Origin of the sequence: Microbacterium marinilacus (genome assembly GCF_019753765.1) — a bacterium.
Lineage (GTDB): Bacteria > Actinomycetota > Actinomycetes > Actinomycetales > Microbacteriaceae > Microbacterium > Microbacterium marinilacus.
The window spans coordinates 349,901-371,260 of sequence record NZ_JAIJZW010000004.1 but is presented as its reverse complement, the minus strand read 5'-3'; the positions used below and the strand labels follow the sequence as shown (position 1 = coordinate 371,260).

18 protein-coding genes and 5 tRNA genes are annotated in these 21,360 nt (G+C 69.7%); 15 read left to right on the top strand and 8 right to left on the bottom strand.

Annotation, left to right across the window (positions count from 1 at the left end; translation table 11 throughout):
- Positions 1–240 precede the first annotated feature (240 nt).
- Positions 241–1,815: an exonuclease domain-containing protein gene (locus tag K5S26_RS09590; protein ID WP_221857738.1), complete on the top strand. Its 1,575-nt coding sequence runs from the start codon at positions 241–243 to the stop codon at positions 1,813–1,815.
- A gap of 447 nt (positions 1,816–2,262) precedes the next feature.
- Positions 2,263–4,221, top strand: coding sequence for a 1-deoxy-D-xylulose-5-phosphate synthase (gene dxs, locus K5S26_RS09585; protein ID WP_221857737.1), 1,959 nt, complete (start codon positions 2,263–2,265; stop codon positions 4,219–4,221).
- 121 nt (positions 4,222–4,342) lie between these two features.
- Here dxs and K5S26_RS09580 read toward each other — a convergent pair whose 3' ends face one another.
- The 4 genes from K5S26_RS09580 to K5S26_RS09565 all read right to left on the bottom strand — a co-directional run bounded on the left by K5S26_RS09580 (position 4,343) and on the right by K5S26_RS09565 (position 9,580).
- Positions 4,343–6,484 carry a 3-hydroxyacyl-CoA dehydrogenase NAD-binding domain-containing protein gene (locus tag K5S26_RS09580; protein WP_221857769.1) on the bottom strand — a complete coding sequence of 714 codons (2,142 nt, stop codon included), beginning with the start codon at positions 6,482–6,484 and terminating at the stop codon, positions 4,343–4,345.
- A gap of 8 nt (positions 6,485–6,492) precedes the next feature.
- Positions 6,493–7,698 (bottom strand): thiolase family protein, encoded by a 1,206-nt coding sequence (locus K5S26_RS09575; RefSeq protein ID WP_221857736.1) that lies wholly within the window; start codon positions 7,696–7,698, stop codon positions 6,493–6,495.
- A gap of 105 nt (positions 7,699–7,803) precedes the next feature.
- Positions 7,804–9,006 carry an HRDC domain-containing protein gene (locus K5S26_RS09570; protein WP_221857735.1) on the bottom strand — a complete coding sequence of 401 codons (1,203 nt, stop codon included), beginning with the start codon at positions 9,004–9,006 and terminating at the stop codon, positions 7,804–7,806.
- Positions 8,999–9,580 (bottom strand): DUF3000 domain-containing protein, encoded by a 582-nt coding sequence (locus K5S26_RS09565; RefSeq protein ID WP_221857734.1) that lies wholly within the window; start codon positions 9,578–9,580, stop codon positions 8,999–9,001. The genes K5S26_RS09570 and K5S26_RS09565 overlap by 8 nt, the downstream gene beginning before the upstream one ends.
- A gap of 25 nt (positions 9,581–9,605) precedes the next feature.
- Between K5S26_RS09565 and K5S26_RS09560 the strand changes: the two genes are divergently transcribed.
- A complete protein-coding gene (locus tag K5S26_RS09560) occupies positions 9,606–10,793 on the top strand; it encodes an alpha/beta hydrolase family protein (protein WP_221857733.1) in 1,188 nt (395 codons plus the stop codon).
- Positions 10,794–10,802: 9 nt separating this feature from the next.
- Here K5S26_RS09560 and K5S26_RS09555 read toward each other — a convergent pair whose 3' ends face one another.
- Together K5S26_RS09555 and K5S26_RS09550 are read right to left on the bottom strand one after the other, a co-directional pair.
- Entirely contained in the window at positions 10,803–11,246 is a 444-nt protein-coding gene (locus tag K5S26_RS09555) for a SufE family protein (RefSeq protein ID WP_221857732.1), read from the bottom strand.
- Positions 11,247–11,282: 36 nt separating this feature from the next.
- Complete coding sequence (locus K5S26_RS09550; RefSeq protein WP_221857731.1) at positions 11,283–12,182, bottom strand: sulfurtransferase; 900 nt, start codon at positions 12,180–12,182, stop codon at positions 11,283–11,285.
- Positions 12,183–12,335: 153 nt separating this feature from the next.
- On the opposite strand from K5S26_RS09550, the gene zapE reads away from it, so the two are divergent.
- The 4 genes from zapE to K5S26_RS09530 all read left to right on the top strand — a co-directional run bounded on the left by zapE (position 12,336) and on the right by K5S26_RS09530 (position 15,739).
- Complete coding sequence (gene zapE / locus K5S26_RS09545; protein WP_221857730.1) at positions 12,336–13,355, top strand: cell division protein ZapE; 1,020 nt, start codon at positions 12,336–12,338, stop codon at positions 13,353–13,355.
- Between the two features lie 266 nt (positions 13,356–13,621).
- Positions 13,622–14,848: an ammonium transporter gene (locus tag K5S26_RS09540; protein WP_221857729.1), complete on the top strand. Its 1,227-nt coding sequence runs from the start codon at positions 13,622–13,624 to the stop codon at positions 14,846–14,848.
- Between the two features lie 119 nt (positions 14,849–14,967).
- On the top strand, positions 14,968–15,564 hold the full coding sequence (locus K5S26_RS09535) for a type II toxin-antitoxin system PemK/MazF family toxin (protein WP_221857728.1): 597 nt from the start codon (positions 14,968–14,970) through the stop codon (positions 15,562–15,564).
- A gap of 102 nt (positions 15,565–15,666) precedes the next feature.
- Positions 15,667–15,739, top strand: a tRNA-Val gene (locus tag K5S26_RS09530).
- A 52-nt stretch (positions 15,740–15,791) separates the two neighbouring features.
- On the opposite strand, the gene K5S26_RS09525 is transcribed toward K5S26_RS09530, so the two are convergent.
- On the bottom strand, positions 15,792–15,983 hold the full coding sequence (locus K5S26_RS09525; protein ID WP_221857727.1) for a multidrug transporter: 192 nt from the start codon (positions 15,981–15,983) through the stop codon (positions 15,792–15,794).
- A gap of 164 nt (positions 15,984–16,147) precedes the next feature.
- Here K5S26_RS09525 and K5S26_RS09520 point away from each other — a divergent pair.
- The 5 genes from K5S26_RS09520 to K5S26_RS09500 all read left to right on the top strand — a co-directional run bounded on the left by K5S26_RS09520 (position 16,148) and on the right by K5S26_RS09500 (position 16,990).
- Positions 16,148–16,220: transfer RNA gene (locus K5S26_RS09520), tRNA-Gly, on the top strand.
- 48 nt (positions 16,221–16,268) lie between these two features.
- Positions 16,269–16,339, top strand: a tRNA-Cys gene (locus tag K5S26_RS09515).
- A gap of 26 nt (positions 16,340–16,365) precedes the next feature.
- Positions 16,366–16,437 (top strand) — tRNA-Val (locus tag K5S26_RS09510).
- A 27-nt stretch (positions 16,438–16,464) separates the two neighbouring features.
- A tRNA-Gly gene (locus K5S26_RS09505) sits at positions 16,465–16,540 on the top strand.
- 72 nt (positions 16,541–16,612) lie between these two features.
- Positions 16,613–16,990 (top strand): ankyrin repeat domain-containing protein, encoded by a 378-nt coding sequence (locus K5S26_RS09500; RefSeq protein WP_221857726.1) that lies wholly within the window; start codon positions 16,613–16,615, stop codon positions 16,988–16,990.
- A 15-nt stretch (positions 16,991–17,005) separates the two neighbouring features.
- Here the strand turns inward: K5S26_RS09500 and K5S26_RS09495 are convergent, their stop codons facing one another.
- Complete coding sequence (locus tag K5S26_RS09495; RefSeq protein WP_221857725.1) at positions 17,006–17,770, bottom strand: SDR family oxidoreductase; 765 nt, start codon at positions 17,768–17,770, stop codon at positions 17,006–17,008.
- Between the two features lie 101 nt (positions 17,771–17,871).
- Between K5S26_RS09495 and K5S26_RS09490 the strand changes: the two genes are divergently transcribed.
- From K5S26_RS09490 to K5S26_RS09480, 3 genes are all read left to right on the top strand, one after another.
- Positions 17,872–18,735 carry a helix-turn-helix transcriptional regulator gene (locus K5S26_RS09490; RefSeq protein ID WP_221857724.1) on the top strand — a complete coding sequence of 288 codons (864 nt, stop codon included), beginning with the start codon at positions 17,872–17,874 and terminating at the stop codon, positions 18,733–18,735.
- 72 nt (positions 18,736–18,807) lie between these two features.
- A complete protein-coding gene (gene thrS / locus K5S26_RS09485; RefSeq protein ID WP_221857723.1) occupies positions 18,808–20,802 on the top strand; it encodes a threonine--tRNA ligase in 1,995 nt (664 codons plus the stop codon).
- Entirely contained in the window at positions 20,799–21,359 is a 561-nt protein-coding gene (locus K5S26_RS09480; protein WP_221857722.1) for an HIT family protein, read from the top strand. The genes thrS and K5S26_RS09480 overlap by 4 nt, the downstream gene beginning before the upstream one ends.
- Position 21,360: the final 1 nt, after the last annotated feature.

Sequence of the window (21,360 nt, the reverse complement as noted above, 5' to 3'; positions counted from 1 at the left end):
CTCCACGGCGAACTCGACATGCGCACCCCGATCGAGACCGAGACCGAGTACTACGCTGCCCTTGAATCAGCCAACCCGGCCACCGCCGGACAGACAACCGGATAGGAACGAAAACCAGGCCGATTCAGTCATCGTCCATCCACGAGATTGCATCGGACGCTATGGTCGTGCTTGGAGCCTTCAGCGCAGACGGGATTCATCACCAAGATTCGTCTGACCGAGTGACTTGGGGTGTGACGGATGCTTGATTTCATCGCGATCGACTTTGAGACTGCCAACTCCTACCGGGGCTCGCCATGCTCTGTTGGGCTGGTGCGTGTGCGCGATGGCCAGGTTGTTGACGAGCGTCATTGGTTGATCCGTCCTCCGATCGGTGCTGATTGGTTTGACGGGTGGAACACGTCGATCCACGGCATCACTGCGGACATGGTCGCTGATGCGCCTCGGTGGAGCGAGATTCTTCCGCACATTGTGAGCTTCATCGGCGACGATGTCGTGGTCGCGCACAACGCGGCCTTCGACACGGGCGTGATCCGGTATGCCTGCGCTGTCGACAACATCGAGTGGCCCGAACTGAAGTTCCTGTGCACGCTGGTTCTCGCTCGCCGCGCCCTCTCACTGCCAAGCTACCGCCTGCCGTTCGTGGCAGAGTCTCTCGGGTACGAGCTAGAAGCACACCACGATGCGTTGGCTGATGCTCGGGCGGTGGTTGAGATCGTACGAAGGCTCACTCAAACACAGCACACCGCCGACATCGGAGGTCTTGCTGAGTCGGTGGGCGTCGCGCTCGGCACCATGGGGCGCGGAATCTACAAGGGCAGCGTCGCAACCGGGGGTGGAAGTGGTCGCGCGTTCACTCCCATCGAGGTGAACTCGGACGCTGATCCTGAGGGGTACCTCTACGGTCGTGTTGTCGTCTTCACGGGCGCGTTGCTGTCGATGACACGCGACATGGCTCGACAAGAGTGCGCGAGGCTCGGGGCTACTCCCGAGGAGAACACGACGAAGCGAACCAACGTCCTCGTCGTCGGCGACATCAACCCTGCTGTCCTGCGGCCAGGGTCGAGCCTCACGGGCAAGGCGCGCCGAGCGTTCGAGTTGCAAGACAAAGGCCAAGAGATCGAGGTGATGACGGAAGACGACTTCCTCCGATGCCTTGACGGCAACACTCTGGATGGAGTTGAGGTTCTTCTCCGGACTGACCGCAGCGCGGTCGATGCGGCTGGCGCATCTGCCGCAGTGACCCGCGAAGACAGCACCGCAGCACGTTCCGAGGCGAAGCCTGTCAAGCCTCCTCGCCCGCTTCGACGCGAGCCCATCCCCACCGATCAGGTTTGCTCGGTGGAAGGGTGCGATGCTGTGGCGGCGTTCAAGACGCGCACGAAGCCCACGTGGTGCTCGGCGCACGTCGCGGAGATTCAGCTCACCGGGGGCCTGCGAGCGCTAGAGTCCTTCACCCATCCCGACGATTGGCAGCTGACTGAGTGCGTCGCTTGCGGTGTCGAGGCGCACTACCGCTTCGCCTACACGCTGGACAAGAACCAGTATTCAGAGCCCACGTGCCGAGCCTGTTACTGGCGCAACTGGGCTGCTGAGGGTCGCCGTTTGCAGGGGGAGTGGGCGTACCTCACGCCTGTCTCATTTGAGGAAGCACGAGCCCACGCGGAAGCCAACGGGTTCGACTATCTCGGGCCTCTGACCGCGCCCTCCTACGGCGGCGACCCCCATCTCACGCGGTGCCGGCGGTGCGGCAAGATTAGCGCCGACAGGCTGGGGGACATCGGGTTCGGTTGCACCTGTCAACCCCGCGGGTGAACCTGCGTGGACGGTCGCAATTGGTGGACCTGCGAGAGGAACCCGATCCAAGACACCCACTGGCGGCGACGGCTGCTTGCGAACCAGCGAGCAGGTTTATGAGCCTCTAACGCAGCACCTCGACCCACGGCTCCTGCGACTCGCTCCTGAGGGGTCACGGTGCTGCGTTAGCAGTAGTGCGCGATGCGTACTATTCAGCCTCTGACCTGCAGTTTCGGGCGGAGCCGGCATCCAGCGAAGCGATAGAGTGCTTAAACAACCGTTCAAGGCGGGACACGACAGTACGTGCTGCGCAGCCTCGTCTGACGCACCGATGTGAGAGCGCCCCATCCGGCTCCGGCCGGGCGGGGCGCTCTCACGTCCGTGGCCGGACCCCGCCGCAGCCATGACCCGCCCGGCCAGGCCGGCGTTCACGCCGATCCCAGGGCACCGGCGTAGGCTCTGTGCATGAGTCTTCTCGACGGCATCAGCGGTCCGCGCGACCTCGACGCCCTCACCCCAGAGCAGCTCGAGCAGCTGGCGACGGAGATACGCTCCTTCCTGGTGGAGAACGTCGCACGCACCGGTGGCCATCTCGGACCGAACCTCGGGGTCGTCGAGCTGACGATCGCCCTCCATCGCGTGTTCGACTCTCCGCGCGACCCGATCATCTTCGACACCGGGCACCAGTCGTACGTCCACAAGCTGCTCACCGGGCGGCAGGACTTCTCCGCGCTGCGGGCCCGGGGCGGTCTCGCGGGGTACCCGCAGCGCTCGGAGAGCGAGCACGACGTCGTGGAGTCGTCGCACGCCTCCAGCTCGCTGAGCTGGGCCGACGGCGTCTCCCGGGCCTTCGGCCGCACCGGGCGCGGAGACCGGCATGTGGTGGCGGTCGTCGGAGATGGCGCCCTCACGGGCGGCATGACATGGGAGGCGCTCAACAACATCACCGACGACAACGATCGCAACCTCGTCATCGTCGTCAACGACAACGGACGCTCCTACGCGCCGACGATCGGCGGAATGGCGCGTCACCTCAACCGGGTGCGCACCGCCGAGGCGTACCGAGACCTCTCCCAGCGGTCATCGCGGATGGCGGGACGCTTCGGGGCCGTCGGTCGGGCGCTGTATCGCGGTGTGCGCGGCGGCACGCACGGCTTCCTCTCGCGGCTCACGAACAACTCGTCGCTGTACTCGAACCTCGACATCAAGTACCTCGGGCCGATCGACGGGCACGACCTGTCCGCGCTGGTCGAGACCCTCGAGCTCGCGAAGTCCTACGGCGCTCCGGTGCTGGTCCACACCATCACGGAGAAGGGCCGCGGCTATCAGCCGGCGCTCGACGACGAGGCCGATCAGTTCCACGCCGTGGGCCGGATCGACCCGGCGACGGGCGGTGCGCTCGGCGCGTCTTCGCCAGGGTGGACCGACGTCTTCGCCGACGAGCTGGTGCGGATCGGCGAGCAGCAGCCGGACGTCATCGCGATGACGGCGGCGATGCTGCGCCCGACGGGGCTCGCGCCCTTCGCAGAGCGGTTCCCCGAGCGCGTGTACGACGTGGGGATCGCCGAGCAGCACGCCGTGGCGTCGGCGGCGGGCCTGGCCTATGGCGGCCTGCATCCCGTCGTGGCGCTCTACTCGACGTTCGTGAACCGCGCGTTCGATCAGGTGCTGATGGACGTCGCGCTGCACCGGGCGGGCGTGACGTTCGTCCTCGACCGCTCGGGCGTCACGGGCCCGGACGGACCGAGCCACCACGGCATGTGGGACCTGGCGCTGCTGCACATCGTGCCGCGCATCCGGCTGGCGGCGCCGCGCGACGAGGCGCGGCTGCGCGAAGAGCTGCGGGAGGCCGTGGCGGTGGACGACGCCCCGACCGTCGTGCGCTTCCCGAAGGGATCGGTCGCCGAGGACATCCCCGCGGTGGAGCGCCTGGAGGACGGCGTGGACGTGCTCGCGCGCGGCGACGTGGAGGACGTCCTGATCGTGGGCATCGGGCCCTTCGCGAGCCTCGCGCTCGAGGTGGCGGCGCGCCTGCGCGCACAGGGCATCGGCGCGACCGTGGTCGACCCGCGCTGGGTCGTGCCCGTTCCGGCGTCGATCGTCGAGCTGTCGGCCCGGCATCGTCTCGTGATCACCCTCGAAGACGGCATCCGCGTCGGGGGCATCGGAACGCGCGTGCGGCAGGTGCTGCGCGAGGCGGGCGTCGACACGGCGGTCGACGAGCTCGGCCTCCCCGACGAGTTCCTCGACCACGCGTCACGCGAGCAGATCCTGGAGGACGCCGGTCTCACACCCGCGAAGATCGCCCAGGACGTGGTCGCGCAGGTGCTGGGCACGCGCGTGCCGGTGGCACGCCCGGAGGACAGCCGCGGGCTGCCCGCCGTCACCGGCCCTGTCGGGCGACTGCACGCGCCAGGGCGCTGACGTACCCGCCCGAGCGGCATCCGAGGCGCCGACAGCGCCCCCACCGACGAGAAACCCCGAGCTCCGTGAGGAGGCTCGGGGTTCTCGTTCTGGGCGGCGACGCGCGCGTCGCCGGGGGTGCTCAGCGGTGGGCGACGCCCCGCAGCGGGGGAGTGTGGAACGTCGAGCCCGTCGCCCGCTCGGAGGCGCCGGAGCGGTCGAGGTAGGGCGACGCCCCGCCGTCGATGAACGGCCAACCCGCTCCGAGGATGAGCCCGAGATCGATGTCCTCGACCTCGGGCACGACGCCCTCGTCGAGCATCAGCCTGATCTCGCTCGCGAGACCGTCCTCCACCCGTCGCAGGATCTCGGCCTCGGATGCGGTCTTCTTGCCCGTCTCCAACGCCTTCTGCGCCTGCTTCGTCCAACCGGTCACCCGGCCGTTCTTATCCTTCTCTACGACCTCCGGCAGCTCCGCGAGGCGATGCAGGTTCTCCGACGCGAAGAAGCGCTCCGGGAAGTGGCGCACCATCGTGTCCTGCACATGCGCGGCGACCTTCCAGCCGACCAGGTCGATCAGCTGGAACGGCGTCATCGGCAGCCCGAGGGGTGCGAATGCGCTCTCGACCGTCAGCAGAGGGGTGCCCTCGTCGACGGCGCGAGCCGCCTCGCCCATGACCTTCGCGAGCAGACGGTTCACGACGAAGCCGGGGGCGTCGGCGGTGAGGATAGCGTTCTTGCGCAGGTTCTTCGCCACGACGAACGCCGTCGACAGCGCCTCGTCGCTCGAATGCGGCGTCTTCACGATCTCGATGAGCGGCATCACGGCGACCGGGTTGAAGAAGTGGAAGCCGACCAGCCGATCGGGGTGCTTCAGCACCGAGCCGATCTCCTCCACCGACAGCGAAGACGTGTTGGTGGCGAGCACGGCGTCCGGTGCGACGATGCCCTCGATCTCGGAGAACACCTGCTGCTTCACGCCGGTCTCCTCGAACACCGCCTCGATCACGAAGTCGCAGTCGGCATACTCGCTCTTGTCCACGGTGCCGCGCACGAGCGCCCGCAGCCGATTGGCGGTGTCGGGGTCGATGCGGCCCTTGTCCTGCAGCTTCGCGATCTCGTCGCGGATGTACGCGATCCCCTTGTCGACGCGCGCCTGGTCGATGTCGGTGATCAGGACCGGAACCTGGAGACGCCGGACGAACAGCAGCGCGAACTGACTGGCCATGAGCCCCGCGCCGATGACGCCGACCTTCGTGACCTTCTTCGCCAGCTCCTTGTCCGGCGCACCGACGGGGCGCTTGGCGCGCTTCTGGACCAGGTCGAACGCGTACATCGACGCGATGAACTGGTCGCCGGAGATGAGCTCGGCGAGCGCCTCGTCCTCCCGGGCGAACCCCTCCTCGGCCGATCCGCTCTTGGCCTTGTCGAGCAGCTCCAGTGCCAGGTAGGGCGACTTCGGGATCGTCCCGATACGGCTCTCCAGCATGTTGCGGGCGACCTTGATGGCGACCGGCCACTTGGTGAGCCGCTCGATCTTGCCGGGGACGTTCTTGCGGGAGACCTTGACGGTTCCCTCGAGGACGCCGTCCGCCCAGCGCAGCGAGTCCTCGAGGAAGCTGGTCGGGCTGAAGATCGCGTCGAAGATGCCGAGATCGAACGCCTGCTGCGGCTTCAGCGTCCTGTTCTGCTTCAGCGGGTTGGAGATGATGACCTCGAGCGCGTTCTCGATGCCGATGAGGTTCGGCAGCAGGGTCGCGCCGCCCCAGCCGGGGACGAGCCCGAGGAATACCTCGGGAAGCGCTATCGCCGCCGCAGACGAGTCGACGGTGCGGTAAGTCGAGTGCAGGGCGATCTCGACCGCGCCGCCGAGCGCGAGCCCGTTCACGAAGGAGAACGAGGGCACCCCGAGCGTGGACAGCTTGCCGAGCACGTGGTGCCCGAGCTGAGCGATGAGGCGCGCGACGTCGGTCGAGGGGAGCGCCCCGACGCCCGACAGATCGGCGCCCGCCGCGAAGATGTACTGCTTCCCGGTGATGGCGACGGCGTCGATCTCGCCCGCCGCGGCGCGGCGCTGGAGCCCGTCGAGCGTCTCACCGAGCTCGGTCAGCGTGGCCGGGCCGAGCGTGTTCGGACGGGTGTGGTCCTTGCCGTTGTGGAGGGTGACGAGCGCGAGCGTGCGGCCGCTGGCGAGCCGCACATCCGACACGAGCGAGTGCGTCACGATCTCGTCTGTCGACGAGGCGAGGAGCGGGGAGAAGTCGATGGTGGTGTAGTCGGTCACAGCCTGGCTCACTTCTTCTTCTTGCCGGTGTAGTGCGGGTTCTCCCAGATGACGCTGCCGCCCTGTCCGAGGCCGACGCACATCGCTGTCAGGCCGTAGCGCACCTCGGGGTGCTCGGCGAACTGCGCGGCGAGCTGGATCATGAGACGCACGCCGGACGCGGCGAGGGGGTGTCCGACCGCGATCGCGCCGCCCCACTTGTTCACCCGCGGGTCGTCGTCGGCGATGCCGAAGTGGTCGAGCAGCGAGAGGACCTGGATCGCGAACGCCTCGTTCAGCTCGAACAGGCCGATGTCGGAGATGTCGAGCCCGGCCTTGGCCAGCGCCTTCTCCGTGGCGGGGATCGGTCCGATGCCCATGATCTCGGGCTCGACGCCCGCGAAGGCGAAGGAGACGAGCTTCATCTTCGGCGTGAGGCCGAGCTCCTTCACGGCAGCGCCGCTCGCGAGCAGGCTCACGGTGGCGCCGTCGGTGAGCGGCGAGGACGTGCCCGCGGTCACCCGGCCGTGGGGTCGGAACGGGGTCTTGAGCGAGGCGAGGCCCTCCATCGTGGTCTCGGGCCGGCGGCCCTCGTCCTCGGTCGCGAGGCCCCACTGGCCGTCCGGGCCCGTCACGGCCACGGGGACCAGGTCGGGCTGGATCTTGCCGGCTTCGTAGGCGGCCTGCACCTTGTGCTGGCTGAGCATGCCGAAGCGGTCGGCGCGCTCCTTGGTCAGCTCAGGGAAGCGGTCGTGGATGCGCTCGGCGGTCACGCCCATGTTCAGCGCGCCCGGGTCGACGAGGCGCTCCGCGACGAAGCGCGGGTTGGGGTCGGCGTTCGCCCCGATGGGGTGGCGGCCCATGTGCTCGACGCCGCCCGCGATGGCGAGGTCGTACATGCCCACGCCGATGGACGCGGCCATGGTGGTCACGCTGGTCATCGCGCCGGCGCACATCCGCTCGATCGCGAGGCCCGGCACGGTCATCGGCAGGCCGGAGAGGATGGCAGCGGTGCGGCCGAGGGTCAGACCCTGATCGCCCGTCTGCGACGTCGCGGCGACCGCGACGTCGTCGATGCGATCCTTCGGGATCTCCTCGTTCCGTTCGAGCAGCCCCTTCATCGCCTTGACGATGAGGTCGTCCGCCCGCGTGTTCCAGTACATGCCCTTCTCACCGGCGCGCCCGAACGGCGTGCGCACTCCATCGATGAAATAGACATCAGCCAGCTCGGCCACTCTGCCTCCCGGGTTGGTCGGGCCGCCATCGCAGGCCGCCCCGTGTCGGTTGACCTTCAGCCTAGGTACGCGCCCCGTGCGCCTCGAACGGGTTGGCCGTAACCGCTAAGCCGACTCGGCGGCGTCATCGCCGGATTGAACGGCCCGCACAAACGCCTCGGCGATCAGCTCCGCCGTCTGCGAGATCTGCCACTCGCGCGCGCCCAGCCGCCGCAGCGCCTCGGCCACGGCTGGCGCGTCCGCTTCGGCCGGAGGCTCCCACGCCACGCGACGCAGCGTGTCGGGGGTGAGCAGGTTCTCGGTGGGCATCGCGAGATCGGCGGCGCGTTCCTCCACCGCCGGTCGCGCCTGCTTCAGCCGGGCGTCCGCCTCCGGATTGCGATCGGCCCAGGCGCGGGGAGGCGGCAGGGTGTCACCGGGCACCCGCTCGACGGGGAGCTCGGCGGACTCGCGGCCCGCGACGATGGCGTTCCACCACCGGTCGAGCTGCGTGCGGCTCGCCCGGCCGTTGAACGCCTTCAGCGCGGCCAGCTCGCTTTTGGATGCGGGCGCCGCGGCGACGGCCGCGACGAGCGCGCGATCCGGCACGAGTCGCCCGGGGGAGACGTCCTGCTGCTGCGCGTACTCCTCGCGGGCGAGCCACAGCTGGCGCGCCACAGCCAGGTTGCGGCGTCCGCGCACCGTGTGCAGCCCGCTGAGCCGACGCCACGGCTCGGCCCGCGGCGGCTTGGGCTCGCGCAGGCGCGTGGCCTCGAACTCCTGTGCGGCGAACTCCGTCTTGTCCGCCTCTCGCAACGCGACCTCGAGCGCATCCCTGACGTCCACCAGGTGCTCCACGTCGAGCGCGGCGTACTCGAGCCACGCCTGGGGCAGGGGACGCGTCGACCAGTCGGCCGCGGAGTGCTCCTTCTTCAGCGTGATGCCGAGGGTCGCCTCGACCACTGCGGCGAGCCCCACGCGCTCCCAGCCGAGCAGACGCGCGGCGAGCTCCGTGTCGAAGATGCGGGGCGGCAGCAGGTCGAGCTCGCGCAGCGACGGCAGGTCCTGGCTGGCGGCGTGCAGAATCCACTCCGCGTCGCCGATCGCCTCCCGGAGCGGGGAGAGGTCCTGCAGTGCCGGCGGGTCGAAGAGGAAGACTCCCGCGTCGCGGCGATACACCTGCACGAGGTACGCGCGCTGCGAGTAGCGGAAGCCGGAGGCCCGCTCCACGTCGACGGCGACGGGACCGGCGCCCTCCGCAAGGGCTGCGGAGGCCTCGGCCAGCTCCTCCGCGGTGTCGATCACGTCGTATCGGGCGGCCTCAGCCATTCGCGTTCCTCCGCTCTCCGAGGACCGCGATGCCCTCTGAACCCGGCGGCAGTCCCGCCAGCATGCACACGAGCTCTGCCCACGCACCCACGTGGGCCGAGAAGTCTCCGTCCGGCGTCCAGGACGCCCGCAGCTCGATCTGCGCTCCGTCGCCCTCGTCCGCCAGTGAGCCGAAGCCCTTGGAGAGGATCTTCGTGGCCGTGCCCGACGCGGAGTGGTACGGCGCCGAGCGCGACTCGAGGGCGTCGACGAGCCATGACCACGTGACGTCGGCGAGCAGCGGGTCGGTGCCGATCTCCGGCTCGAGCGGCGCCTGCGCGAACGCGACGATCCGCCACGCCCCGCCCCACGCGTCGGGTTCCGACGGGTCGTGGAGCAGGATGAACCGTCCGGTCCCGTACGGGGACTCGCCCTCGCTCGTCGGGCGGACATCGCCCGCCAGCGCGACGCTGTGCGGTGCGACGCCTTGCGGCGAGGGGATCTCGCGGACGACGAAGTCGCTGCGGAACGTCGCGGCACGCAGCTGCTCCTGCGCCGCGGCGAACGCGGCGGGAGCGCCTCCATCAGGTGTCACGCCGTCAGATTAGAGTGGAGGCGTCATGAAGCACCTCAGGCGCGCCGCTTCCCCCGTCGCCCCATCGGCACTCGTCTCGGTGCTCGGCGTCGGTGTCCTCTTCGCGAGCGTGGCGGCGGCGCTCGGCGTCCGCATCGCCGGTGTCGCGCGCCGCGTCGTCACCCCGGCGCCGAGGGTCGCGGACGTCGAGATCCTCGGCATCGACAGGGCCGCTCAGACGATCACCCTGTCCCGCACCCCCGATACGGAGCTCCCGGGACGCTACGGCGTGTTCACCAACGGCGCCGGCTATGTGAAGCTCGGCGCCGTCCTCGGCCAGGACGACCGCGGGGTGACACGCAAGCTGCTGAGCCACGTCGACGCCGGCACGCGCGTCGGGCCGCACGCCTCGTTCAGCGGCTGGTACTTCGACGAGCCTGAACAGCTCCATCTGCCGTTCAGCACCCACGCGATCGAGACCCCGGTCGGCCCGGCGCCTGCGTGGCTCTTCCCCGCCGGCACGGGCGACGTCTGGGCGGTCCTCGTGCACGGGCGGGGCACGACGCGCGCCGAGACCCTGCGCGCAGTGCCGGTGCTGCACGCCGCGGGCATCTCGTCGCTCGTCGTCTCCTATCGCAACGACGGAGAGGCGCCGCGCAGCCGCACGGGGCTGTACGGGCTCGGCGCCACCGAGTGGCGCGACGCCGACGACGCCATCGGCTGGGCGCTGGAGAACGGCGCTCGACGGATCGTGCTCATGGGCTGGTCGATGGGCGGCGCGGTCGTGCTGCAGGCCGCGGTGAACTCGGCCCATCGTGAGGCCATCGCGGGGATCGTGCTCGAGTCGCCGGTGGTCGACTGGCGCGTGGTGCTCGACTTCCACGCGCGAGAGCTCGGCGTGCCCGATATCGCCGCCCGGGCGGCGATGGGCACGCTGGGCACCCCCTGGACCGCACGCGCGGCGGGCGCCGGGCGGGGCATTCCATTCGACGAGCTGGACATGGTCGCCCGTGCCGACGAGCTGACTGCTCCCATCCTTCTGCTGCACAGCGACGACGACGGCTTCGTGCCGTCGAGCGCGTCCCGGGCCCTCGCCGACGCGCGACCCGACATCGTGACGCTCGAGGGCTTCACCGTCGCCAGGCACACGAAGCTGTGGAACTACGACGAGAGCCGCTGGACCGCCGCCATCCGCGGCTGGCTCGCGGCGAACGGCCTCGGCGCGAGCCGCTGACCCGCAGCCTCAGCGTGCGTCGAGCCTGGCCTGCACCTGTCGCTTCGCGCGCATGAGCATGCCCGTCATGCCCGCGATGCGCAGCGGCGAGACGGCTCGGGTCAGCCCGAGCGACTGTGGATAGTCCGACGGGATCGCCAGCACCTCGGCCGCGGTGAGCCCGGAGATGCCCTGGACGAGGATGCTGGCGAAGCCTCGAGTCGTCGGCGCCTCGGCCGGCGCCACAGCATGCATCGTCACGGTCTCGTCGTCCGTCACCTCGAGCACGATGAAGACGGGGGACTGGCACTCCGCGACCCGTTCGGTGAGCTCGGGATGATCCGCGTACGCGGCCGGGACATCCGGCAGCTCGCGCGAGAACTCGAGCAGCAGCTGAAGGCGCTCCGGCTCGTCGAGCTCGAGGAAGTCGGAGCGGATCTCCGCCAGCGCAGCGGGAAGGGCGTCGGACGTCATGCCCTCATCCTCCCACCGCCGAGCGGCGGAGGGACGTCAGCGCGCGGGCACCTCGCCGGGCTCGGCGCCGGCGACGATCGGCACGCGCACCGCGGATCCCCACTCTGTCCAGGACCCGTCGTAGTTGCGCACGTTCGGGTAGCCGAGCAGGTGCTTCAGCACGAACCAGGTGTGGCTCGACCGCTCGCCGATCCGGCAGTACGCGACGATCTCGTCGGCGTCGCCCAGCTCCGCCTGGTCGCGATAGATCGACTCCAGTTCGGCGCGGGGTCGGAAGCCGCCGTCCTCGCCGACGGCCTTCGCCCACGGCACGTTCTGCGCACTCGGGATGTGCCCGGCCCGCAGGGCGCCCTCCTCGGGGTAAGCGGGCGCGGAGGTCCGCTCGCCCGAGAACTCCTCGGGGGAGCGGACGTCGATCAGCGGCTTGCCGAGGTGGACGAGCACGTCCTCCTTGAAGGCGCGAAGCGTGGCGTCGTCGCGCTCGACCACCGGGTAGTCCGTGGCCGCGCGGCCGGCGGGCTCGGTGGAGAGGGGGCGTCCCTCGGCGATCCAGCGGTCGCGGCCGCCGTCGACCAGCCGCACGTCCTGGTGCCCGAACAGCGAGAACACCCAGAGGGCGTAGGCAGCCCACCAGTTGTTCTTGTCGCCGTAGATGACCACGGTGTCGTCACGGGCGATGCCCTTCTCGCTGAGCAGCCGCGCGAAGCCCTCTCCGTCGACGTAGTCCCTCACGACCGGGTCGTTCAGCTCGGTGTGCCAGTCGACCTTCACGGCGCCGGGGATGTGCCCGGTCTCATACAGCAGCACGTCCTCATCCGACTCGACGACGACGAGACCGGGCTGGCCCAGATGCTCCTCGACCCACGCGGTGGACACGAGGCGGCCGGGCTCGGCGTAGTCGGCGAAGGCGGGGGACGGGTCGAATTCCACGCTCACGGTGTGCTCCTGAGGGTCGTGTGCGGCCTCGCGGGGATACCGCGCGGCGGGACGGAACTAGGCTGTCCTGCGTCCCTGTGTCGAGCGTAGGCGCCGTGGCGCGCCCGCGCACCGGAGCGCCCGATCCGCCCGTAACGAACGGAAATCCGCCGCATGACCTCCACCTCGACCGGCATCGTGCACCTCACCGAGCGTCAGCCCCAGCTCAGCGGGGAGGAGATGCTGACGAGCCTCGTGCCGCCGCCGCAGTTCGACGACGCGACCTTCGAGTCGTATCGCGTCGACCCGGCGTACCCGTCTCAGCAGGAGACGAAGGAGCTGCTGACGACGTTCGCCGTCGGTGCGCCGCAGGCCAAGCGCGGCGGCCTATTCTCGCGGCGCCCCAAGACGCCCGAGACGAAGCCGGGCGTGTACCTCGACGGCGGGTTCGGCGTCGGCAAGACGCACCTGCTGGCCTCGATCTACCACGCGGTCCCCGCACGCAGGAAGTACTTCGGGTCGTTCATCGAGTACACGGCGCTCGTCGGCGCGCTCGGCTACAAGCAGACGGTGGAGCTGCTGCGCGGGTCCGCGCTGCTGTGCATCGACGAGTTCGAGCTCGACGACCCGGGCGACACGATGGTCATGACACGACTGCTGGGCGAGCTGGTGTCGAGCGGGACCCGCCTCGCGGCGACCAGCAACACGCCGCCGAACGCCCTGGGGGAGGGACGGTTCGCCGCCCAGGACTTCCTGCGGGAGATCCATGCGATGTCGGCGAGCTTCGAGACCATCCGTATCGACGGCGTCGACTTCCGGCAGCGCTCGCTCGACGCCGCGGCGCCGGTGCTGGACGAAGCCGAGTACGGCCGTCGCCTCGCCGCATACGGCACGGCCAGCGACGACGGGTTCGACGCGCTCGTCGCTCATCTCGCCCGGGTGCACCCCTCTCGCTACATCCGCCTGATCGACGGCGTCGAGGCCGTCGGGCTGCGGGACGTCCGGCAGCTGACCGACCAGTCGGAGGCGTTGCGCTTCGTGGCGTTCGTCGACCGGGTGTACGACGCGCAGCTGCCGATCCGCGCGACGGGCCTCTCGCTCGACCAGGTGTTCGGCGCCGACATGCTGGCCGGCGGCTACCGGAAGAAGTACCTCCGCGCCATCTCCCGGCTCGTCGCGTCCACGAACGCCTGAGCCGCCTCGCGCTGCCCTCTCTCCGCGCCGTCCGCCTCTCTCGGCGGCGAACGGGGAGCTTCCTGCAGGCGCCTCAAAGGTGCCACCGGCGGTCCTCGCACGCTTCGGTAACGCGATGTTTACGTGGGCGGGTGTCGCGTAACTGCGCCGAAACACGCCGAGCACCAGACGGGTAACGGGTCGCCACGAGACTTGGCGCACCCGAATGGCGGATCCGCATGCGGTCACACCGGACGGACCTGCAATCCAACACATGAGAGGTAGTGATGGAACTCACCCCGTCAAGCATCTGGATCGTGGCCAGCGCCGCGCTCGTGCTGTTCATGACCCCTGGCCTCGCGTTCTTCTACGGCGGACTCGTCAAGGCCAAGAGCGTCATCAGCATGATCATGATGAGCTTCGGATCGATCGCCCTCATCGGCGTGCTCTGGATCCTCTACGGCTACATGATCTACACCGGCGCCGGCGGCGACGGCGTGTACTTCGACGGCGCGGCCGTCCTCATCCCCGGCTTCGCCGGCAACCCCTTCGCCGGCTTCGGCCTGACGGCCGAGGGCATCGACCTGATCGACGTCGCGTTCGGCTCGACGTTCGCGATCATCACGGTGGCGCTGATCTCCGGCGCGATCGCCGACCGCGCCAAGTTCGGGTCGTGGCTGCTGTTCGCCGGCATCTGGGCGACGCTGTCGTACTTCCCCGTCGCCGGCTGGGTCTGGGGCGGCGGCTGGATCCAGTCGTGGACGATCGGCGACTACGCCGTGATCGACCTCGCCGGAGGCACGGCGGTCCACATCAACGCGGGAGCCGCGGCGCTCGCGCTCGCCCTCGTGCTCGGCAAGCGCATCGGCTTCCAGAAGGGCATCCACCAGCCCCACAACGTGCCGTTCGTCGTCCTCGGCGCCTCGATCCTGTGGTTCGGATGGTTCGGGTTCAACACGGGCCTGTCCGGCGACCAGGAGGGCCTCGGCCTCAGCTTCCTGAACACCATCGGCGCCCCCGCGGCGGCGGTGCTCGGATGGCTGATCGTCGAGAAGCTCAAGGACGGCAAGGCCACCTCCGTCGGTGCCGCCTCGGGCGCCGTGGCCGGCCTCGTCGCGATCACCCCGTCGGCCGGCAACCTGACCCCGGGCTGGGCGCTCATCCTCGGTCTCATCGCCGGTGCGGTCGCCGCCCTCGCGATCGAGCTCAAGTGGAAGCTCGGCTACGACGACTCGCTCGACGTGGTGGGCATCCACCTCGTCGCAGGCCTGATCGGCACGATCTTCCTCGGATTCGCCGCCACCGACGCCGGACTGTTCTACACCGGCGACCTGTCCCAGCTGGTCCTGCAGACCGTCAGCGCGCTCGCGGTCGCGGTGTACTCGTTCGTGATCGCGCTCGTCGTCGGCTTCGCGATCGAGAAGACGATCGGATTCCGCGTGAAGAACGAGGACGAGATCGCCGGCGTCGACACCGTCGTGCACGGCGAGAAGGGCTACGCACTGGCCGAGTGATCGGACGGTGCGGTCTCGCATCCCCACCCGAGACACCGAGGGGCGCTCCGGCTTCGGCCGGGGCGCCCCTCGGTCTGCGTGAGCGGGGCCGGTGCGTCCTCTGCGGCTAGGCTCGACGCATGGCGCGGCAGGGCATCGTGGGGACCTTCGTGAGGCTCGCCCTCGACGCGGTGTCGTCCGCCGTCGGGAGGCCTCGGCGGCTGGAGGCCGAGCCCCGCCGGCGGCGCGCAACGCTCCGTCGACGCGAGCCCGGGCCGGGGCGCCGCGACGTACCGGCAGCGGAGACCCGTGTGCTGCCCGGAGGCGTCGACACCGTCGAGGTGCGGCCGGACAGCGTGCCGGGACTGCGGGTCTCCTACGCGCCCGAGGGCGACGGTGCCCCGGACGCCGGCGAGGTCGTCTGGACCTGGGTGCCGTACGCGGAGAACGACGGACGCGGCAAGGACCGACCCGTGCTCGTGATCGCACGGCAGGGGACGGAGCGCGTCTACGCGGTGAAGCTGACCAGCAAGCCGAAGGACGGCGACCGCGAGTTCCTCTCGCTCGGCACCGGCGCGTGGGACTCCGCCGGACGCCCGTCCTGGGTCGACCTGGACCAGCTGTACAGCGTGCACGTCGACGGCATGCGACGCGAGGCCGCGGCCCTCGACCCCGCGCGCTTCGCTCGCGTCGCGGACGCGCTCCGTGCACGGTACGGATGGTCGTTCGAGCACTGACCACGCGGGCGCCACGCCCGCTGTGCCCGCCGGTTCGGCGCGTGGCCCGGGATCGGGTAGTATCGGTTCTCGGCTCGCAAGGCCGAGACAAGTGAACACCATGGGCGATTGGCGCAGTTGGTAGCGCGCTTCCTTCACACGGAAGAGGTCATCAGTTCGAGTCTGGTATCGCCCACAGACGAAGAAGGCCCCCGGAGATCTCCGGGGGCCTTTCTCGTCGAGTCGCGTCACTCGTCGTCCGGCTCCTTGGTGGGATCACCCGGACGGACGGGCGAGTCGTCCGCGATGTCGATGCGCTTCGCACCGTCGTGGTCGGAGACGACGATGCGCGGTCGCGCGTCGTCCTCCGTGGCGTCGGGGGCGGTGGTCAGCTGGTCGTGCCGCTTCTCTTCGGGAGTCATCTCGTCTTCGGTGCCCATGGCGCAGACCGTACGCGACGGCGCCGTCCGTCGCACCGGCTTGACAACGGGAAAGCCGCCCTTTCCATGCCCCGGTGGGGACACGCCCGGAGGCGGGTCGTGGTTTGGCTCCGGCGCCGACGTCGGCTAATGTGTAACAAGTGCCCGACGCGATCGGGTGCGATGCGGATGTAGCGCAGTTGGTAGCGCATCACCTTGCCAAGGTGAGGGTCGCGAGTTCGAGTCTCGTCATCCGCTCGAGTGCAGAGGTCCGTGAGGATCTCGGCATGCGGGTCTCATCCCCGTGGTGGCGTGGCCGAGTGGCTAGGCACCGGCCTGCAAAGCCGTTTACACGGGTTCGAATCCCGTCGCCACCTCGACATAACTGAACAGCTCTTGATGAGCGCGATTGGCGCAGCGGTAGCGCGCTTCCCTGACACGGAAGAGGTCACTGGTTCGATCCCAGTATCGCGCACGAGCCGGATCCGACGATCCGTCTCATGCGGATGTAGCGCAGTTGGTAGCGCATCACCTTGCCAAGGTGAGGGTCGCGAGTTCGAGTCTCGTCATCCGCTCCAGAAAACAGAACCCCCGGCCGAGGCCGGGGGTTTCGTCGTGCCGGGGCGGGCGCAGGTGGTTGACTGGAAGGCATGACGGACGACATCTCGGCCGACGCCATCGAGCTCGCGCACCGCCTGTTCGACTGGGCTCGCGAGGGGAGCACCGCGCTCCTTCTCGATCAGCTCGATGCGGGAGTGCCCGTGGAGCTCACCGACGCCCAGGGCAACACTCTGCTGATGCTCGCGGCGTACCACGGGCATGCGGACGCCGTCGCGGGACTGCTCCAGCGGGGCGCGGACGCTGATCGCATCAACGATCGGGGTCAGACGCCGCTCGCGGGCGCCGTCTTCAAGCAGCATGACGACGTCGTGAGGGTGCTGCTGGCGGCCGGCGCGGACCTGGACGCGGGCACGCCCTCCGCGCGAGCGACCGCCCAGATGTTCGGTCGACCGCTGCCCACGGAGTGACGGCCCGCGGCGCCTTCAGTCTGCCGCCGCGTGCGGGTCGGAGGCGTTGAGAATCTGCACGACCTCGTCGTACTCGCCGCGGACCTCGGCGAAGCGGAGGAACTTCACGCGCTCCACGAGCACCTCGTGCGCCTCGGGGTCGGCCTCGAGGATCGCCATGACCTCGTCGGCGAAGTCGTCGAGAGGCAGGGCGTTCGGCGCCTCCTCCTGCCCGGGCATGAGCGCCGTGCGCACCGCCGGCGGCACGAGCTCCGTGACGCGCACGCTCGTGCCGGCGAACTGCAGACGCAGCGACTCGCTGAGCATGTGGATGAAGGCCTTGCTGCCGTTGTAGGTCGGAGTGGGACGCAGCGGTACGGACGCGAGCCCGCTGGAGACGGTGACGATCGTCGCATCCGGCCGGCTCTGGAGATGCTCGACGAACGCGGCGATCAGCCGGATCGGGCCGAGGACGTTGGTCTCGACGATGCGCTCGGCGGTGGCGAGGAACTCGGGGGAGCGCCAGTCCTCGGTGACCATGATGCCCGCCATGAGGACGACGGCGTTCACCTCGGGCCAGCGGCGGATGACGTTGGCCGACGCCTCCCGGATGCTCTCCGGGTCCGCGGTGTCGATCCGCACCGCGCCGAAGCCGTGCTGTGCGGCCAGGGAGTCCAGCAGCTCCTGGCGTCGCCCGCCGATGACGACGGTGGCGCCTCGGGCCTGCAGGCGCAGGGCGAGGGCGAGCCCGATGCCGCTCGTGGCTCCTGGGATGAAGACGGTGTCGTGTGTGATGTCCATGGCCCCAGCCTCCGCCCGCCGTCCAAGGCGCGGAAGAGACCCGCGGATCGGGGGATCGGCGATCCCTGGCACGGCACGCGCCGCGCGCGCATGATGGAACCGTGGAGCGTTCCGAACTCGCAGACTTCCTGCGCCGGCGACGCGCCGAGCTGCAGCCGGGCGACGTCGGGCTGTCGGGCGGCGCCCGCCGCCGCGCGCCCGGTCTGCGCCGCGAGGAGGTCGCGCAGCTCACCGGCATGTCCGTCGACTACTACACGCGTCTCGAGCAGGCTCGCGGACCGCAGCCCAGCCCGCAGATGCTGCAGGCGCTGGCGCGCGCCCTGCGCCTCAGCGGCGATGAGCGGGACTACCTGTTCCGCGTGGCAGGGCACCCGGCGCCCGATCGGTTCGACGCCGGCACCCACGTGGCTCCGGCGCTGCTGAGGGTGCTCGACCGTCTCGACGACACCCCTGCGGTGATCCTGTCGAGCCTGGGGGAGACGCTCGTGTCCAACCGACTCGGGACGGCGCTGTTCGGCGATCACTCGGCGCGTACGGGCTGGGCACGCAGCGACGTGTACCGCTGGTTCGTCACGCCCGGCTCGCGGGAGGTCTACCCCGAGGCGGATCGACCGCGGCATGCCCGCGCCCTCGTGTCCAACCTCCGGGTCGCGTACGGCGCCATGGGGGAGCGCTCGCGCGCAGGCGAGCTGGTGCGACTGCTGCGTCAGCGGAGCGAGGAGTTCGCCACGATCTGGGACCGCCACGAGGTCGCCCGTCGGTACGAGGACCACAAGGTGCTGGTGCACCCCGAGCTGGGGGACGTCGAGGTCGACTGCCAGGTGCTCTTCACCGAGGATCAGTCGCAGGTGCTGCTCGTGCTGACCGCACCGCCCCGCAGCGAGGGGTGGGAGAAGCTGCGGCTTCTGTCGGTGCTCGGCGAGCAGCGTTTCTCGGCCACCGACCGCGCGACGCGCGTTCGCTAGCCCGGACGCCTCGCCGCCTCGCGCGCCGCCGTGCGAACGGTTCGCCCGGCCGGCGCGCAATAGGATGATCGGGTGACCACCGGATTCGATCTGCACCCCGAGAAGAACGTCGTCGCCATCCGCGTCGACGGTGAGCTGAAGGACCTCGCCACCGAGGTCACCCTCGCTTCTGATGGGACACCGTCGCAGACGGTCGAGCCGGTCACCGTCGACAGCCCCGAGGGCCTCGACATCCTGCGGCACTCGACGGCCCACGTGCTCGCGCAGGCCGTGCAGCGCCTCCGACCCGAGGCCCGTCTCGGCATCGGCCCCTTCATCACCGACGGCTTCTACTACGACTTCGGCGTCGACGAGCCCTTCACTCCGGACGACCTGAAATCGATCAAGAAGGAGATGCAGCGGATCGTCAAGGACGGGCAGCGCTTCCAGCGCCGCGTCGTCACCGATGACGAAGCACGCGCGGAGCTCTCCGACGAGCCCTTCAAGCTGGAGCTGATCGGCCTCAAGGGCGGCACGAAGGAGGCCGCCGAGGGCGCCGGCGTCGAGGTCGGCGCAGGCGAGCTGACGATCTACGACAACGTCGACGCACGCTCCGGCGAGACGATCTGGAAGGACCTCTGCCGCGGGCCGCACGTGCCGACGACGCGCTTCGTGGGCAACGGCTGGGACATCCTGCGCATCGCCGGTGCGTACTGGCGAGGCAGCGAGAAGAACCCGCAGCTGCAGCGCATCTACGGCACCGCCTGGGCGACGAAGGACGACCTCCGTGCGTACCAGGAGCGCCTGCAGGAGGCCGCGCGGCGCGATCACCGCAAGCTCGGCCGCGAGCTCGACCTGTTCTCGTTCCCCGACGAGATCGGCTCGGGCCTGTCGGTCTGGCACCCGAAGGGCGGACTCGTCCGCGGCGAGATGGAGCAGCACGCGCGACGCCGGCACATCGCCGAGGGGTACAGCTACGTCTACACGCCGCACATCACGAAGAAGGACCTCTTCGTGACCTCCAACCACCTCGTGACCTACGCCGACGGCATCTGGCCGCCGATCCGGATGGACGAGGAGCGGGACGAGGACGGCAACGTCACCAAGCAGGGCGTCGACTACTACCTGAAGCCGATGAACTGCCCCATGCACATCCTGATCTACAAGGAGCGCGGTCGCAGCTACCGCGACCTGCCCCTCCGGCTCGCGGAGAACGGCACGGTGTATCGCAACGAGCTGTCGGGCGCGCTGCACGGCCTGACGCGGGTGCGCGGGTTCACCCAGGACGACGCGCACCTGTTCGTGACCCCGGAGCAGCTCGAGACCGAGACCACCAAGGTGCTCGAGTTCGTGCTGTCGCTGCTCAAGGACTTCGGGCTGACCGACTTCCGGCTCGAGCTCTCGATGCGCGACGACGAGAAGGCCAAGTGGATCGGCGACGAAGAGGTGTGGGAGACCGCGACCGACGCCCTCCGACGCGTCGCGCTCGCGACCGGTCTCCAGCTGATCGAGGAGCCGGGCGAGGCGGCGTTCTACGGTCCGAAGATCGACCTCAAGGTGACCGACGCGATCGGGCGTTCCTGGCAGCTGTCGACCGTGCAGCTCGACTTCAACCTGCCCGAGCGGTTCGACCTGGAGTTCACGGACCGCGACGGCGAGAAGAAGCGCCCGATCATGATCCACCGAGCGCTGTTCGGATCGATCGAGCGGTTCTTCGCGATCCTCCTCGAGCACTATGCGGGCGACTTCCCGCTGTGGCTCGCGCCGGTGCAGGTCGTGGGGATCCCGGTGGCCGACGAGTTCGGCGACTATCTCGACGACGCGATCGGGCAGCTTCGCGCCGCGGGTGTGCGGGCGGAGGTCGACCACTCGGACGACCGGATGCAGAAGAAGATCCGCACGCACACCACCTCGAAGGTGCCGCTGCTGCTGATCGCCGGCGAGCAGGACCGCGCGGCGGGCACCGTCTCGTTCCGGTTCCGCGACGGCTCGCAGCGCAACGGGGTGCCTCTCGACGAGGCCGTCGCGCTCGTGAGCGGCGCCGTCGGATCGCATGCCCTGGTGCAGACGGCGGAGGACCTGGCGTGACGGACGGCCCTCGGCCCGACGAGACGGGGCTCGAGGACGCGGCGGACTTCGCCGCGGTGCCCGACGCGTTCCAGCGTCTGTGGACTCCGCACCGCATGGCGTACATCAACGCGGGCGCCGACGTGAACCGCGGGTCGGGCTGCCCGTTCTGCGCCGCGCCCGGCAAGGACGACGAGACCGGCCTCATCGTGCATCGGGGAGAGCACGCGTTCGTGCTGCTCAACCTGTTCCCGTACAACTCGGGCCATCTGCTGGTGTGCCCCTACCGGCACATCGGCCTGTACGACGAGGCGACCGACGCAGAGGCGGCGGAGATCGCGGCGCTCACCCAGACCGCGATGCGCGTGCTGCGCGAGACGTCGAGGTGCGACGGGTTCAACATCGGGATGAACCAGGGGCACGTGGCGGGAGCGGGCGTCGAGGAGCACCTGCACCAGCACGTCGTGCCGCGGTGGGCCAGCGACGCGAACTTCTTCCCGATCATCGCGCGGACCAAGGCGCTGCCGCAGCTGCTCGGCGACGTCCGGCGGGCGATCTCGGAGGCGTGGCCGGCCTGAC

Coding starts and splice junctions, on each gene's coding strand:
- dxs (WP_221857737.1), top strand. CDS start 2,263: ATGAGTCTTCTCGACGGCATCAGCGGTCCGCGCGACCTCGACGCCCTC.
- K5S26_RS09500 (WP_221857726.1), top strand. CDS start 16,613: ATGACGGACGACATCTCGGCCGACGCCATCGAGCTCGCGCACCGCCTG.
- K5S26_RS09495 (WP_221857725.1), bottom strand. CDS start 17,770: ATGGACATCACACACGACACCGTCTTCATCCCAGGAGCCACGAGCGGC.
- zapE (WP_221857730.1), top strand. CDS start 12,336: ATGACCTCCACCTCGACCGGCATCGTGCACCTCACCGAGCGTCAGCCC.
- K5S26_RS09570 (WP_221857735.1), bottom strand. CDS start 9,006: ATGGCTGAGGCCGCCCGATACGACGTGATCGACACCGCGGAGGAGCTG.
- K5S26_RS09560 (WP_221857733.1), top strand. CDS start 9,606: ATGAAGCACCTCAGGCGCGCCGCTTCCCCCGTCGCCCCATCGGCACTC.
- K5S26_RS09535 (WP_221857728.1), top strand. CDS start 14,968: ATGGCGCGGCAGGGCATCGTGGGGACCTTCGTGAGGCTCGCCCTCGAC.
- K5S26_RS09525 (WP_221857727.1), bottom strand. CDS start 15,983: ATGGGCACCGAAGACGAGATGACTCCCGAAGAGAAGCGGCACGACCAG.
- K5S26_RS09540 (WP_221857729.1), top strand. CDS start 13,622: ATGGAACTCACCCCGTCAAGCATCTGGATCGTGGCCAGCGCCGCGCTC.
- K5S26_RS09590 (WP_221857738.1), top strand. CDS start 241: ATGCTTGATTTCATCGCGATCGACTTTGAGACTGCCAACTCCTACCGG.
- K5S26_RS09555 (WP_221857732.1), bottom strand. CDS start 11,246: ATGACGTCCGACGCCCTTCCCGCTGCGCTGGCGGAGATCCGCTCCGAC.